Here is a 14,396-nt window from a genome sequence, read left to right on the forward strand (position 1 = left end):
ACCCCGCCACGCCCGCCGACTCCACCGACCTGCCGGGGCCGCCGCGATGACCGTGACCACCGACTCCACCCTGCACGAACGGCTCATGACGCTGGCCGAGCGGCAGATCGCGGCCGGCGAGGTCTTCGGGGCCGCGGCGGCGGACCCGGTCAACCTCCCGATGATCCGGCACTGGACCGACGCCATGGGCGACGCCAACCCGGTCTACACCGACCCCGAGGCGGCCGCCGCGAGCGCGCACGGCGGGATCGTGGCGCCCCCGGCGATGATCCAGGTCTGGACCATGCCCGGGGTGAACCGGAAGGCCGGGCAGACGCCCACCCCGGTCGACGACGTGCTGGCCACGCTCAACGAGGGCGGTTACACCGGTGTGGTCGCGACGAACTGCGAGCAGACCTACCACCGGTACATCAGGCCCGGCGAGCGGCTGGTCCCGGCGACCCGCTTCGCCGGGCTGGCGGGCCCCAAGCGCACGGCGCTCGGCGAGGGCTACTTCGTGACCTGGAACGTCACCTGGTACTCCGGGGACGAGGCGGTGGCGGAGATGCTCTTCCGGGTCCTGAAGTTCCGGCCCCGGAAGAAGAAGGACCCGGCCGGGGAGGAAGGCCCGCAGGCCGGAGCAGGGGAGGGGACCCCCCAGGCCGGCGCCGGGGAGCGCGCGCCGTACCCGCTGAGACCGGCGGTCAACGGCGACACCGCCTTCTTCTGGGAGGGCGTCGCGCAGGGGGAGCTCCGCATCCAGCGGTGCGGCGGCTGCGGGGAGCTCCGGCACCCGCCCGGACCGATGTGCCCGTCGTGCCGCTCGACCGACCGCGGATACGCCGTGGCGAGCGGCGAGGGCGAGGTCTACAGCTACGTCGTGCACCACAACCCCCCGGTTCCGGGACGTCAGACGCCTTTCGTGGTCGCTGTGGTGCAACTGCCGGAAGGGGTGCGGATCGTGGGCAACGTGGTGGACTGCGCTCCTTCGGAAGTGGGTATCGGTATGCGGGTACGCGTGACGTATCGCCAGATGGACGACGAGCTCACCCTGCCCATGTGGGCTCCCCGGGAGGCGTGATGCGGACACTGACCGAGGACCAGGCCGGGATCGGAGCCGTCCTCCCCGAACTCGTCGTCCCGCTGACCCCCACGATGATCATCTCGACGGCCCTGGCGACGATGGACTTCACCCCCGTCCACCACGACGTCGAGGGCGCCCGGGCGCAGGGGTCGAAGGACATCTTCCTCAACATCCTGACGACCATGGGCCTGGTCGAGCGCTACGTCACCGACTGGGCCGGCCCCGACGCCCTGATCCGCGGGATCAACGTCAAGCTGGGCGTCCCCGCCTACGCGGGCGACACCCTGACCTTCACCGGCGCCGTCGTCGGCCACGAGAACGGCGAGTTCACCGTCGAGGTCCGCGGAAAGGTCAGCCTGGGCGACCACGCCACCGGCACCGTCCGCTTCGCCCTGCCCGGCGAGTGAGGCCCATCCACGACCCCGAGAGGTTCAGCACGTGTCTTTCCTTTCCGGCCGTACGGCCGTCGCGGGCATCGGCGCGACCGAGTTCTCCAAGCGGTCCGGCCGGTCCGAGCTCCGGCTCGCCGCCGAGGCCGTGCTCGCGGCGCTGGACGACGCGGGCCTGACCCCGGCCGACGTGGACGGGATGGTGACCTACACCCAGGACACCAACCAGGAGATCGCCGTCGCCCGGGAGGCGGGCATCGGCGACCTGTCGTTCTTCTCCCGCGTCCACTACGGCGGCGGCGCGGCCTGCGGCACGGTGCTGCACGCCGCGATGGCGGTCGCCACCGGGGTCGCCGAGACCGTCGTGTGCTACCGCGCGTTCAACGAGCGCTCCGGGCGCAGGTTCGGCCAGCCCGACGCCCGCATCGGCGGGGAGCCGTCGTCCCAGGGCCTGGAGATGAGCTGGCACGTGCCGTACGGGCTCATGACCCCGGCCGCCTGGGTGGCCATGTTCGCCCGGCGCTACATGCACGCCTACGGCGTGACGTCGGAGGACTTCGGCCGGGTCGCGGTGGCCATGCGGCGGCACGCCGCCACCAACCCGGCCGCCTGGTTCCACCGGCGGCCGATCACGCTCCGGGAGCACCAGGAGTCCAAGTGGATCGTGGAGCCGCTGCACCTGCTCGACTGCTGCCAGGAGAGCGACGGCGCGGTGGCCCTGGTGGTCACCTCCGCCGAGCGCGCCCGTGACCTGCGCCGCTCACCCGCGGTGATCCGGGCCGCCGCCCAGGGGTCGGGCGCGGGCCAGATGATGATGACCAGTTACTACCGCGACGACATGACCGGCCTGCCGGAGATGGGCGTCGTCGGCGGGAGGCTCTGGGAACAGGCCGGACTCGGGCCCGCGGACGTGCAGACCGCGATCCTCTACGACCACTTCACCCCGTTCGTCCTCACCCAGCTGGAGGAACTCGGTTTCTGCGGGCGCGGCGAGGCGCGGGACTACGTGGCCGACGGCGGCATCGAGATCGACGGACGTCTGCCGGTGAACCCGCACGGGGGCCAGCTCGGCGAGGCGTACATCCACGGCATGAACGGCATCGCCGAGGCGGTGCGGCAGATCCGCGGCACGTCGGTCAACCAGGTGGCGGGCGTGCACAACGTCCTCGTCACGGCCGGGACGGGCGTTCCCACCAGCGGGCTGATCCTCTCGGCGGAGTGACCGGCCGCGCGGTCCTTCCGGCGGAGCGGCCGGTTTTGTGGTCTTCCCGGCGGAGCGGCCGGCCTCAGCCGGTGCCGCCGAGCTCCGCCACGGCGGTCTCGACGGTGGAGTACGAGTGGAGCGTCTGGTCCAGCCTCGTCACCTGGAGAAGCCGGGCGAACCGGCCGCCGACCCCGCTCAGGACCAGGCGTCCGCCCTCGCGCTGCACCCTGTGGAGCGTCTTCACCATCAGGTTCAGCCCGGAGGAGTCGCAGAAGTCGAGGTACTGGACGTCGATGACCAGGCGGGGCGGGGAGATGAGGCGGGTGGCCTCGGCGATCTGGACATGCAGGCGGGGCGCCGTCGCCATGTCGAGCTCACCCGACAACCGCACGATGACGACGTCTCCGCTGAGCCCCATGCTCGCGGAGAAGGTGCTGATCTCGCCGTAGTCGATCGCTCTCATCGCCTGGCCTCTGCTGTGAGTCTTGAGGGCGCGGTCATGACTCCGCTCTGCAGTCATCCGATTGCAAAGAGCCTTTCATGTTTATCATCGCACAGGGTGAAGGAGTCAAACGGGAATCACGGAGGATCGTTGTCCCCGGCCGGACAGGCAACTGTCTCCTGCCTGCCCGCCGTGTGAGGGCGTCGTTCTCCGCGGGGCGCCGTCTCTCACGGGGCGGAGACGGACGGGACGGCGAAGAAGACGATCAGGGCGATCGCGACGCAGATGAGGAAGCCGATCAGCTCCCAGATCCAGTCGTAGTGATGCTCGCCGTGCTTGGCCTTGGCCGGCTTGTCCCTGCGCCGGATCCCGCCGCCCGCCTGGGCGCCGGGTCCTCCGGAGCCGGAGAGCCCCTCGCCTTCGCCGCCCTCGCCGTTCCCGAGGACTCCACTCCTGGCGGAAGTCCCGGCGGCTGCGAGGTTTCCGGTCACCCCGAAGGCTCCGGCGGTCTCGGATTCCCCGGCGGCCCGGGAGGCCCCGGTGGTCTCAGGGCCGCTGGCGGTCTCAAGGTTCCCTGCGACCCGGGAGTCCCCGGCGGCGTCCGAGGGCGTGACGGCCTCCGCGGTCCCGTGCGGAGCCGTGCCCGTGGCCTGCGCGTCGTCCGCGGTCTTCCGGGGTGTCCCGTCCGCGGTTCCGCGCGGGGCCGAGGCGACCAGCTTGTCGGTGTAGGCCAGGGCCGCCCGCTGCTCCTTGCTGAGCGGGCGGAACAGGTCGTCCAGCGGGGGGTAGTCCAGCCGGGGCGGGTTGCTCTCCAGGATGTCCGCCGGGATCGGCGCGGACAGCGGCATCTCGACCCTGGGCCGGGGCCGCTGCAGGCGGGGGCGGCGGGGCGGCGGGGCGGCCTCGTCGAGGGCCGACAGCACCGCGTCGCGCAGCTTGGGCATCGGCTCGGTGGTCGCCTCGTGGGCGGAGACGGCGTCCGGGTCCCTCGGGGTGAAGGCGTCGAAGGCGGATGGGTCCCTCGGGGTGAAGGCGTCGAAGGCGGCGGGGGGAGGGGACGCGGGAACCGCGGGCCGCGGGGAGAGGAGGTCGTGACCGGCCGGCGCGCCGGTCCCGGCCGGGGAGGACGGCCACGCGGGCGCGGTCGGCCAGAGCGGTCTGACCTGAAGGGACGCGCCCGCCGCGGACGCGGGCCGGGGGGCGGGGGCCGTACCGGCGCCGCAGGAGGCGAGCACGGCGGCGCGCAGGGAGGCGGGCGGGACGGCCCAGGGCGCGCGGGCGAGCACGTCGCGGATCGGGGCGACGGCGAGGGCGCCGAACGCCTCCTCCGCGCGGGCCGGGACGCGGGCGGAGGACAGGGCCAGGGTCAGGGCCTGGGCGAAGCGCTGGCAGGCGCTCACGGTCAGCTCGTCGGCGGTGTCGGCGGCCACGTCGAGCACCCAGGACATCTCGACGACGTCCATCTCGCGCACGCCGGACAGGTACAGCACCTCGCGCTGGTGCGGGCGCAGGTCGCGCAGGACCCGCTCGACGAACGCGGTGACCGGGTCGGCCCCGGGGGAGGTCCCGGACAGGGGCGGGGAGTAGACGACGTCGCGCCGGGCGAACTCACGGCGGGCGAGCGCGTAGAGGGCGGCGCGCGGAGGCTCCACCGACGACACGGCGGTCAGGACGGCCAGCACGGTGGCGCCCGCGGTCTCGGGATCCCCGAGCTGGTCCCGGCAGTAGGCGAACAGGCCGGCGGCGTGCCGGTCGTAGAGATCGGCGATCAGTTCGTCGCGTGATCGCTGGGTGAGGAGCGGTGGGGTCACGGCGGGACCGGTTCCTCTGGGGTCGGGCGGGTGATGTGAAGCGTGGGGCGTGTGTGACACGGAAGGACTCATGTCCACGATATGGGCAATGATGCCAAGTCATCGAGACCCTTCGCATTATTGGATACCTATTTGATGTAGAACACGTTTGACTGGGGGAGATGGGACGAGATGGAAGCAGCCGCCGTAGGCTGATCCACGGCGGATCAGGGGGCAGCCGGGGTAAGGGGACCGCGGCTCCGCCGGGAGACCAGGGGTACGCATGATCACATTTGACGGTGTCACCAAGCGGTACCCGGACGGGACCGTCGCCGTGGACGATCTCAGCTTGGAGGCGCCGACCGGGGAGATCACCGTCCTGGTGGGGCCGTCGGGCTGCGGCAAGACCACCTCGCTCCGCATGATCAACCGGATGATCGACCCGTCGGCCGGGCGGATCCTGCTCGACGGGGTGGACGTGACGACCGTCGACCCGCCGACCCTGCGGCGCGGCATCGGCTACGTCATCCAGCAGGCCGGTCTCTTCCCGCACCGCAAGATCGTCGACAATGTGGCGACGGTGCCCTACCTGCTCGGCTGGGACCGGAAGAAGGCCCAGGCCCGGGCCATGGAGCTGCTGGAACGGGTCGGGCTCGACCCCGGCCTCGCCGGGCGCTATCCCTTCCAGCTCTCCGGCGGCCAGCAGCAGCGCGTCGGCGTGGCGCGCGCACTCGCCGCCGACCCGCCGGTGCTGCTGATGGACGAGCCGTTCAGCGCGGTGGACCCGATCGTGCGCGCGAGCCTCCAGGACGAGCTGCTCCGGCTGCAGTCCGAGCTCAACAAGACCATCGTCTTCGTCACCCACGACATCGACGAGGCCGTCAAGCTGGGCGACCGGGTGGCCGTGCTCCGCGTCGGCGGGCGGTTGGCCCAGCTCGCCGCCCCGGCGGAACTGCTGGCCGAACCCGCCGACGACTTCGTCCGCGAGTTCCTCGGCCGCGACCGGGGCATCCGGCGGCTGTCGTTCGTGCCGGCCGACGGGCTGCGCCTGCGCACCGACCTGACCGTGCCGGTCTCCGCCGAGGTCTCCTCGGTGCGGGGCACGGCCGAGGCGTGGCTGGCCGTGGTGGACTCCGGCGGCAGGCCGCTGGGCTGGGTCGCCCCGAAGGACCTGCCGGACTCCGGCGGCACGCTGGCCGAGGTGCCGGCGGCGCCGTACGGGACGTTCGTGCGGGGCCGCGACTCGCTGCGCGCCGCGCTGGACGCGACGCTGCTGTCCCCGTCGGGGAACGCGCTCGCGGTGGACGGCTCCGGCCGGGTCGAGGGCGTGGTGACCCGCGAGGCGCTGGACGAGGCGCTGGCCCGGATCGCGGAGGACGCGCGTGGATGAGGAGCCGCTGATCCGCTGGGAGTGGATCGGGAACAACGGGCCGCTGATCCGCGAACTGGTCGTCGACAACGTCGTCATGGCGCTGGCGCCGGTCCTCGTCGGGCTGCTGGTCGCGCTCCCGCTCGGGCTGGCCGCGGTCCGCTGGCGCTGGCTCTACCAGCCCACGGCCGGCGTGGTGAACGTGGTCTACTCGCTGCCCTCGCTGGCCGTCTTCATCGTGCTTCTCCCGATCACCGGCCTCGCCACCCGGACGACCGTCATCGTGCCGCTCGCCTTCTACGCGATGGCCGTGCTGCTCCCGGCCGTCGTCGACGGGCTCGACTCGGTGCCCGAGCACGTCCGCCAGTCGGCGGTGGCCATGGGCTTCACCCCGGCGCGCAGGCTGCTCGCGGTCGAGCTGCCGATCGCGGTGCCGGTCGTGATCGCCGGGCTCCGGGTGGCGACGGTCTCCAGCATCAGCCTGGTGAGCGTGGGCGCGCTGGTCGGCCGGGGCGGGCTCGGCCACCTGTTCACCGACGGCTGGCAGCGGCAGTTCCCCACCCCGATCATCGTGGGCATCGTGCTGATCGTGCTCCTGGCGGTGCTCGCCGATCTGCTGCTGGTCCTGGTCCAGCGGTGGCTGACCCCCTGGTCGGTGGCGCGGACGGGGACGCGGAAGAGGGCCCTGCCGCGGTCGCGGCCGGCGGCCTCGCCGGAGCGGGAGGGCGTCGCGTGAACTTCCTGATCGACTTCTTCGGGAACCCGGCCAACTGGTCCGGCCCGGACGGCATCCCGCTCCGCTTCGCCGAGCACCTGGAGTTCACCGGCCTCTCGCTGCTGATCGCCACACTGATCGCGGTGCCGCTCGGGCTGTGGATCGGGCACACCGGCCGGGGCGCGCTGGTGGTGGTGCTGAGCGCCAACGCGGCGCGCGCCCTGCCGACGCTGGGCCTGCTGGTGCTCATCGTGCTGCTGATGGGCGTCGGCTCGACCGCGCCGGTGCTGGTCCCGCTGATAGCGCTGGCCGTGCCGCCCATCCTGGTCAACACCTACGAGGGCATCCGGGGCGTGGACCCGGACCTGCGCGACGCGGCGTACGGCATGGGCCTGCGCGGCGGCCAGGTCCTCGGCCGGGTGCTGGTGCCGGTCGCGCTCCCGCTGATCCTGCTCGGCCTGCGGACCGCCGCGATCCAGGTGGTGGCCACCGCGACCGTGGCCGCCTACGTGGGCCTGGGCGGCCTGGGCCGCTACATCATCGACGGCCTCGCGACCCTGCGGTATGAGCTCACGGTCGGCGGCGCGGTCCTCGTGGGACTGCTGGCCCTGGCCGTCCAGGGACTGTTCGCCCTGATCCAGCGCGTCTGCGTCTCCCCGGGGGTGAGCCGGCGCCGGAAAGTCCGCTAATCTATATATTACCCCCCGTTTTAGAAGGGAAAGCACGATGAAGCGCTTGCTCGGCACCGCGGCCGTCCTCCTGTCCGCGATGCTCACTCTCGGCGCGTGCGGTGGCGGAGATCCGCTCACCAGCGCGTCGCAGAGCCCGGAGGCCCCGACGGCCTCCGGCTCCGCGCCCGCCACCGGGGGGAAGGTCGTCATCGGCTCGGCCGACTTCCCGGAGAACGTCCTGCTGGCCGAGATCTACTCCCAGGCGCTGGCCGCCAAGGGCGTCCAGGTCGAGGAGAAGCTCAACGTCGGCAGCCGCGAGGTCCTCTACGACCAGGTCAAGAGCGGCGGCCTGACGATCCTGCCGGAGTACGTCGGCTCGCTGCTGGGCTACGTCGACAAGGCGGCCACGGCCAAGACCAAGGACGACGTCGTCGCCGCGCTGAAGGAGAAGCTCCCGGCCGAGCTGGAGATCCTGGAGCCCTCGGCGGCCGAGGACAACAACTCGCTGACCGTCACCAAGGCCACCGCCGAGAAGGACGGGCTGACCACGATCGAGGACCTGGCCAAGGTCTCGAAGAACTACGTGGTGGGCGGTCCGCCGGAGTTCCAGAGCCGCCAGGAGAAGAACTTCAAGGACACCTACGGCCTGGAGTTCAAGGAGTGGAAGAAGACCGGCGCCGCCACCGCCGACGCCATCAAGGACGGCACCGTCCAGGTCGGCAACGTCTTCACCACCGACCCCAAGATCGTGGTCAACGACCTGGTCTCGCTCCAGGACAACAAGCACGCCTTCGCCGCCGAGAACATCACGCCGCTGGTGAACAAGGCCGCCGTGAACGACACCGTCAGGACCACCCTGAACGCCGTCTCCGCCAAGCTCGACACCGCCGGCCTCGTCGCGCTGATGAAGCGCGTCGCGGTCGACAAGGAGAACCCCGACGCGGTGGCCAAGGACTGGCTCACCCAGAACGGCCTGCTGTAGTCCGCTCTCCGTGACGCGGCACCCGGGAAGGGCTCCCAGGAGGGGGCCCTTCCCCCTTGTCTAGAGTGGTGCGGCGTGAGGAGGGCGGGATGAGTGAGTTCACCGAGGCGATGGCGCAGGTGGCCGGGGCGGTCTCGGTCGTGACGGTGCGGGACGGCCGCGACGACGTGGGCACGACCGTGACCACCTTCGCCTCCGTCTCCCTGGATCCGCCCCTGGTGATGGTCAGCCTGGCCAGCGGCGGCTACCTCAACGAGCTGCTGCTCCGGCACGACCGCTGGGCGGTGAGCGTGCTGTCCGCGGAGCAGAAGGCGATCGCCAGCCGCTTCGCCACCCCCGGCCGCCCCGGCGCCCGCCTCCTGCTCGCCGGGACCCCGCACCACCGGGGCGAACGGAGTCAGGCGCTCGTCGTGGAGAACGGCGTCACCGCCCTGGAGGCCGAGACCACCCAGGTCGTCCCGGCCGGGGACCACACCCTCTACATCGCCCGGGTCCTGGCCGTCGGCTACGTCGACTCCACCGCCTCCCCGCTGGTACGGCTCCGCGGCCGCTACCGCCCCGCCGGCTGACACCCGCCGTCCCCCGAGACCTCCCGCGGTCAGGGCACGGCGCCCCGCCATCGGAACTCCCGCCGGCCGGTCCGTGTGGTCGGACCTGACACTACGGACGGATCATCCGTGACGGAAGGCCCGCGTCCCCCGGCCGGGACGGGGCCGGGGGATCGCGCTCAGCGGATGGTCCAGGTGCCGGGCAGGATCAGCGGGCCGTACGGCGACAGGCCGAGCTCGCCGGCGAGGGCGGCGAGCGGGCCCCAGGCCTCGACGCGGACCCGGGACAGCGCGGCCGCGCGGTCCTCGCTGGACTCCGGCGGGCGCAGCCGCTCCAGCGGGTGCAGCTTGGGGTAGGTCCGGACCGGCGCGTCGACTGGGAGCCCGGCCCGCTTGCGGGCCAGGTCGAGGGCGTCCTCCAGCCCGCCGACCTCGTCCACCAGCCCGCCGTCGCGGGCGTCGGCGCCGGTCCAGACGCGACCCCGGGCCAGCTCGTGGGCGCGCTCGCGGGTCAGGCCGCGGCCCTGGGCCGCCTTGCCGACGAAGTCGTCGTAGATGCGGTCCAGCCAGGCGTTGACCCGCGCCCACTGGGCCTCGGAGAAGCCGTGCGCGGTGGAGAACATCGCGGCGTTGGCGCCCTCGCTCACCGTCTCCGAGGTCACGCCGATCCTGTCCAGCAGCTCGCCGATGACGGGCTTGCCGCCGAACACGCCGATGGAGCCGGTGAGCGTGCCCGGCTGGGCGATGATGACGTCCGCGGCCATCGAGACGAAGTATCCGCCGGAGGCGGCCACGTCGCCCATGGAGACGATCACCGGCTTGCCCGCCTCGCGGGTGAGCACGACCTCGCGCCAGATGGAGTCGGAGGCGATGTAGGAGCCGCCGGGGCTGTCCACCCGGAAGACGATCGCCTTGACGTGGTCGTCGCGGCGGGCCGCGCGCAGGGCGGCGCAGATCGTGTCGGAGCCCATCGCCCCGCCGCCGCCGAGCGGGCTGCGCCCGCTGCGGCCGAGCTTGATCGGGCCGTGACCCTGGACGAGGGCCACGACCTGCTCGCCCGGGTGCGGGAGCTTCCTGGCGAGGCCGTGGCGGTGGTAGCGGGCGACGTAGAGCAGCATGGCGCCGTCGCCGGCGGAGCGCCTGGTCTCCTCGTAGACCTCGTCGCGGTAGGCCAGCTTGTCGACCAGGCCCGCGTCGATCGCCTCGGCGCCGATGAACGGGCCCTGGTCGACGAGCTCGCGCACCTTGGCCGGGTCGAGCCCGCGCCCGTCGGCGATGCCGGCGACGATCTGCTCGGTGACGGAGGCGGCCATGCGCGTCACCGACTCGCGGTGCGGCTCGGTCATGCGGTCCTGGGTGAACATGTTCGCGGCGGTCTTGTACTCGTGGCGCTGGGCCAGCTCGTACTCCACGCCGAGCTTGCCGAGCGCGCCCTTGACGAAGCGCTGCTCCAGCGAGACGCCGGTCAGCCCGACGTCGCCCGAGGGCTGGAGGTAGACGCGCTCGAACGCGCTGGCCAGGTAGTAGGGGACGGTGCCCGCGCCGAACTCGCCGAACGTCTCGGCGAACACCACCGTGAGCTTGCCCGCCGCGCGGAACCTGATGACCGCCTGACGCAGCTCCTGCACCATGGCCAGGCCCAGCGGGTTCGTGCCGATCTTGACGATCAGCGCCTTGACCCGGCTGTCCTGCCGGGCGCGCTTGAGCCCGGACAGCACCTCGGCCAGGCGGGCCTTGCGCATGGACGTGATCGCGCTCAGCGGATCCGTCGGTGGCGCGTCGGTCAACCCCTCGCTGAGGTCGAGCTCAAGGATCAGCGGGGCGGTCCGCCGCTGCCGGATACGGTCGACGGTGTCGATGATCACCTTGGTCGCGTCCATGACTTCACCCTAAGCGACACGTCCGCGGCTTATGCGGGGCGGCGGGTGTTCACCTGCTTCCGCAGCGCCGAGGCCGCTCCGGACAGGGACTGGCGCGCCAGGCGCCGCTTCTCGGCGGAGGCGAGGGCGGTCTTGACCGTGCTCGTCCCACCGGCCTTCGCGGTGAGGTTCACCGCGCCGTGCGCCCAGTTCAGCCAGGCGGCCAGCAGCTCCCTGTCGAACGCGGCCTTCGCGGACTTGGCGGCCTTCCCGGAGGGCTTGAGCACCCGGTAGGCCGTGCCGAGCGTGGAGGCGCGCGTGATCTCCGGGAAGACCGTGCTGGCCTTGGCGGCCAGGCGCAGATAGCAGTTCAGGGTCTCGTCCGGGAGTGTTCCCCTGCCCCGGGCGACCTCCACGGCCCACTGGGCGGCGGTCAGGGTCGTCCTCCCCTTGCCCCGGGTGCACACCGCGGGGGCCGCGGCGGGGGGAGTGGCGGTCACGGTCACGGTGACGGTGACCGTCGGCAGCGGGACGGGGGTCGGATCGGGGGTGTCGTCGGGTACGGGCTCCGGCTCCGGGCCGGAGCTGGGGTCCGGGGTCGGGGTGTCGGACGGGTCGTCACCGGGGTCGCCGCCGGGCTCGGGCTGCTGGCTGACGCCGGGCTGGGGGGCGCCGCCGAGGATCGCGACGCCCACGTCGAGCCGGGGGACGGTCACCTCGCCGTAGACGATCGGGCGGCCCGCGGCCTTGAGCTTGCCGAGCAGCGCGTCCGGGGCGCCGGCCTCCTTCTGCGCCATCAGGGCGAAGGCGCCGGTGACGTGCGGGGTGGCCATGGAGGTCCCGCTGTAGACCTGGGTCAGGCCGCCCGGCACCGCGGAGTCGATCTCGACCCCGGGGGCGAACAGGTCGAGCGTGGGGCCGTGGTTGGACCAGTGGGGGACGCGATCGTCGTTGCCGGTCGCGCCCACGGTCACCGCGGCGGAGAGGCACCCGGGCGCGCCGCCGCCCGCGAAACCGTCGTTCCCGGCGGCGGCGACGACCGCCACGCCCTTGTCGCGCAGGGCCTCGACCTTCTGACGCATCGTCTGGAGCTCGGGGTGGCCGTCGCACGAACCCTCGAAGAGCCCGCCGCCGAGACTGAGGTTCACCGCGACGACGTTGCGCCCGCCGTCCTTGAGCCCGGCGATGTGGTCGAGGGCGAGCAGGATGGAGGACTCGTAGGCGGTCAGGCAGACCTCGCCGCCGCCGTCGCCGTAGCAGTCGTTGTCCCGGCTGAAGACCTGCACGGCCACGATGTCGGCGCCGGGGGCGACGGCGTGGGCGATGCCCGCCACGTGGGTGCCGTGGTCGCAGAGGTTGACGCCGTTGTGCACGCACGCGGGAGTCTCGGCGTCGGCGGATGCGAGGTCGGTCGTCTGCCCGTTGGGGCAGAGGGTCTGCGAGGTGCCGTCCGCCACGGAGAAGCACGCCTGGCTCACGACCTTGCCGCCGAAGGACGGATGGTCGGCGTCGATCCCGGTGTCGATGACCGCGATCGTCTGGTTCTCGCCCCGGATCCCCGTGTTGTGGACCTCCTCCGCCCTGATGACTCCCAGATTCGGGGCCAGGGCGGCGGGGGAGTAGGCGCGGTCCCGCCGTACCGACACCACCCGGGGGTCCTCGGCCAGCGCGGCCAGCGAGTCACCGGTGGCCTCGACCACGATGAAGGAGGTGTCCGCCGGCTGGAGGACGACCTCGGCGCCGGGCAGCGCCTGGGCCTGCGCCGCCACCGGGGCGGTCTCGGCGGGGGCGGTCACCTCGACGATGACCCGGGCCCCGTCCTCGTCGGCGGTGAGCCCCTCCTCGAGCTTCGGCGCGGGCGTCGCGGGCGGTGTCGCCTCCGCGGGGGACGGGCTCGCGGCGTCCGGAGCGGGGCTCTCCTCGGGGGCCGGGGACGGCGCGGCCGGGCTCTCCGCGGCCGCCGGCGACGGCGCGGGTGAGTTCTCGGCGAGCGCGGGCGCGGCAGGGATGATGGTGAGCACGATCGCCGTGGCCACGAGAGCTCGAAGTCGCACGCGTCCTCCGGGGGGATAAAACGGGCGATTTGGAGTCTAGGCAGATGATCCCTCGCGGTGAATACCTCCGGCCCCATTGCGTGGATCTTCTCAGGGGACGTTCAGACTCCCCCGGAAACCCGCGGGCCCCGCGCGTCATGGACCTGCCGAGGTCACGGCCATTGGCCCTGTCCCTCCGGGGGGCCGCGGCGGCAGGGTGGACGCATGACCCAAGGAACCCGCCTCATCCGCTTTCAGCACTCGGACGCGATCCGGTCGGAGTACCCGGAGCTCGTCGCCGGCACGGTCGCGGCCGCCGGGATCACCCCCGACGGAGCCGCCGACTCCCTGATCGCGAAGTTCACCGCCGTCGCCCAGGCGCGGCTCGCGACGGGCACGGAGGCGGAGTTCCCCGAGATCCAGGCGTGGCGGCGCGCCTTCTCCAGGATGGGGCTCAAGCCCACGCAGTACCGGTGCGCCTCGGAGTCCCTGCTGCGGCGATTCAGGAAGGAGGGGGCCCTTCCCCGGATCCATCCCCTGGTCGATCTCTGCAACGCGATCTCGCTCGCCTTCGCGATCCCGGTGGCGGTGTTCGACGTCGCCGCGGTCTCCGGAGGGCTGGAGGTACGGCACGCGAGAGGCGACGAGGACTACCTCGCCTTCTCCGGGGAGACGGAGCACCCCGACGCGCGGGAAGTGATCTTCGCCGACGCCGCCGGGCGGGCCCACGCCCGGCGGTGGACGAACCGGCAGAGCGGCCACTCGTCCGTCCGGGAGACGACGGCCGCGGTCCTGATCGTCGCCGAGGCGATGCACGGTTCGGCGGCCGCGGACGTCCCGGATCTCGTGGCCGCGATCGCGGACGGGCTGGGCGAGGTCTGGCGGACATCGCCGGAGACCGCGATCCCGACCCCCTCCTCGCCGCGCGTGGAGTTCTCGTTGTGACGGCCCGCGTGGAGTTCTCGGTGTGACGGCGCGTGCGGACCTCGGTGTGACGGCGCGCGTGGAGCTCTCGCCGTGACGGCGACGGTCCGGGTGGTCCGGGCGGTGCGGGCAATGCGGGCGGTCCGGGACATGGCTCGGCCCCCCGCGGCGTGACGCGCACGGAGGGCCGAGTGAGCGAAATATTACTTGAGTCCGTTGGCCATGGCGGTGATCAGCTCACCGTTGGCCGTGTCGCCGCTGGTCTCCCAGAAGAAGGCGCCGCCCAGACCCTGGTTCTTGGCGTAGGTCATCTTGCCCGCGATGGTGGCCGGGGTGTCGTAGCTCCACCACTGGCCGTTGCAGAAGGCGTAGGCCGTGCCGCCGACGGTGCCGGTGGCGGGGCACTT

Annotated in this window: 14 protein-coding genes; 9 read left to right on the forward strand and 5 right to left on the reverse strand. The window is 72.6% G+C overall.

The features are described 5' to 3' along the window. Positions 1 to 46 precede the first annotated feature (46 nt). The 3 genes from Plo01_RS35125 to Plo01_RS35135 are packed head-to-tail and all read left to right on the forward strand — an operon-like array spanning position 47 to position 2,674. Complete coding sequence (locus Plo01_RS35125; protein WP_203895080.1) at positions 47 to 1,060, forward strand: bifunctional MaoC family dehydratase N-terminal/OB-fold nucleic acid binding domain-containing protein; 1,014 nt, start codon at positions 47 to 49, stop codon at positions 1,058 to 1,060. Beyond that, positions 1,060 to 1,470: a MaoC/PaaZ C-terminal domain-containing protein gene (locus tag Plo01_RS35130; RefSeq protein WP_203895081.1), complete on the forward strand. Its 411-nt coding sequence runs from the start codon at positions 1,060 to 1,062 to the stop codon at positions 1,468 to 1,470. The genes Plo01_RS35125 and Plo01_RS35130 overlap by 1 nt, the downstream gene beginning before the upstream one ends. Before the next feature lie 31 nt (positions 1,471 to 1,501). Then, on the forward strand, positions 1,502 to 2,674 hold the full coding sequence (locus tag Plo01_RS35135) for a lipid-transfer protein (protein ID WP_203895082.1): 1,173 nt from the start codon (positions 1,502 to 1,504) through the stop codon (positions 2,672 to 2,674). A gap of 64 nt (positions 2,675 to 2,738) precedes the next feature. On the opposite strand, the gene Plo01_RS35140 is transcribed toward Plo01_RS35135, so the two are convergent. After that, positions 2,739 to 3,119: an STAS domain-containing protein gene (locus Plo01_RS35140; protein WP_203895083.1), complete on the reverse strand. Its 381-nt coding sequence runs from the start codon at positions 3,117 to 3,119 to the stop codon at positions 2,739 to 2,741. 206 nt (positions 3,120 to 3,325) lie between these two features. Continuing rightward, positions 3,326 to 4,909: a sigma-70 RNA polymerase sigma factor region 4 domain-containing protein gene (locus Plo01_RS35145; protein ID WP_203895084.1), complete on the reverse strand. Its 1,584-nt coding sequence runs from the start codon at positions 4,907 to 4,909 to the stop codon at positions 3,326 to 3,328. A gap of 262 nt (positions 4,910 to 5,171) precedes the next feature. Here Plo01_RS35145 and Plo01_RS35150 point away from each other — a divergent pair, with 262 nt between their 5' ends. From Plo01_RS35150 to Plo01_RS35170, 5 genes are all read left to right on the forward strand, one after another. After that, positions 5,172 to 6,278 carry an ABC transporter ATP-binding protein gene (locus Plo01_RS35150; protein ID WP_203895085.1) on the forward strand — a complete coding sequence of 369 codons (1,107 nt, stop codon included), beginning with the start codon at positions 5,172 to 5,174 and terminating at the stop codon, positions 6,276 to 6,278. Then, positions 6,271 to 6,993 carry an ABC transporter permease gene (locus Plo01_RS35155; protein ID WP_203895086.1) on the forward strand — a complete coding sequence of 241 codons (723 nt, stop codon included), beginning with the start codon at positions 6,271 to 6,273 and terminating at the stop codon, positions 6,991 to 6,993. Before Plo01_RS35150 ends, Plo01_RS35155 begins: the two co-directional genes overlap by 8 nt. Continuing rightward, a complete protein-coding gene (locus Plo01_RS35160) occupies positions 6,990 to 7,661 on the forward strand; it encodes an ABC transporter permease (RefSeq protein ID WP_203895087.1) in 672 nt (223 codons plus the stop codon). Before Plo01_RS35155 ends, Plo01_RS35160 begins: the two co-directional genes overlap by 4 nt. Before the next feature lie 37 nt (positions 7,662 to 7,698). After that, positions 7,699 to 8,625: an ABC transporter substrate-binding protein gene (locus Plo01_RS35165; RefSeq protein WP_203895088.1), complete on the forward strand. Its 927-nt coding sequence runs from the start codon at positions 7,699 to 7,701 to the stop codon at positions 8,623 to 8,625. 89 nt (positions 8,626 to 8,714) lie between these two features. Further along, positions 8,715 to 9,194, forward strand: coding sequence for a flavin reductase family protein (locus Plo01_RS35170; RefSeq protein ID WP_203895089.1), 480 nt, complete (start codon positions 8,715 to 8,717; stop codon positions 9,192 to 9,194). Positions 9,195 to 9,352: 158 nt separating this feature from the next. Here the strand turns inward: Plo01_RS35170 and Plo01_RS35175 are convergent, their stop codons facing one another. Both Plo01_RS35175 and Plo01_RS35180 read right to left on the reverse strand, forming a co-directional pair. After that, complete coding sequence (locus Plo01_RS35175) at positions 9,353 to 11,053, reverse strand: S49 family peptidase (protein WP_203895090.1); 1,701 nt, start codon at positions 11,051 to 11,053, stop codon at positions 9,353 to 9,355. A gap of 29 nt (positions 11,054 to 11,082) precedes the next feature. Next, complete coding sequence (locus Plo01_RS35180) at positions 11,083 to 13,086, reverse strand: S8 family peptidase (RefSeq protein WP_203895091.1); 2,004 nt, start codon at positions 13,084 to 13,086, stop codon at positions 11,083 to 11,085. A 204-nt stretch (positions 13,087 to 13,290) separates the two neighbouring features. On the opposite strand from Plo01_RS35180, the gene Plo01_RS35185 reads away from it, so the two are divergent. Continuing rightward, positions 13,291 to 14,010 (forward strand): B3/B4 domain-containing protein, encoded by a 720-nt coding sequence (locus tag Plo01_RS35185; protein ID WP_239317689.1) that lies wholly within the window; start codon positions 13,291 to 13,293, stop codon positions 14,008 to 14,010. 182 nt (positions 14,011 to 14,192) lie between these two features. Here Plo01_RS35185 and Plo01_RS35190 read toward each other — a convergent pair. After that, positions 14,193 to 14,396: glycosyl hydrolase family 18 protein (locus Plo01_RS35190; protein ID WP_239317692.1), on the reverse strand; the 204-nt coding region annotated here is incomplete at its 5' end.

The sequence above is a fragment of the Planobispora longispora genome (genome assembly GCF_016863135.1).
GTDB classification, from domain to species: Bacteria; Actinomycetota; Actinomycetes; order Streptosporangiales; family Streptosporangiaceae; genus Planobispora; species Planobispora longispora.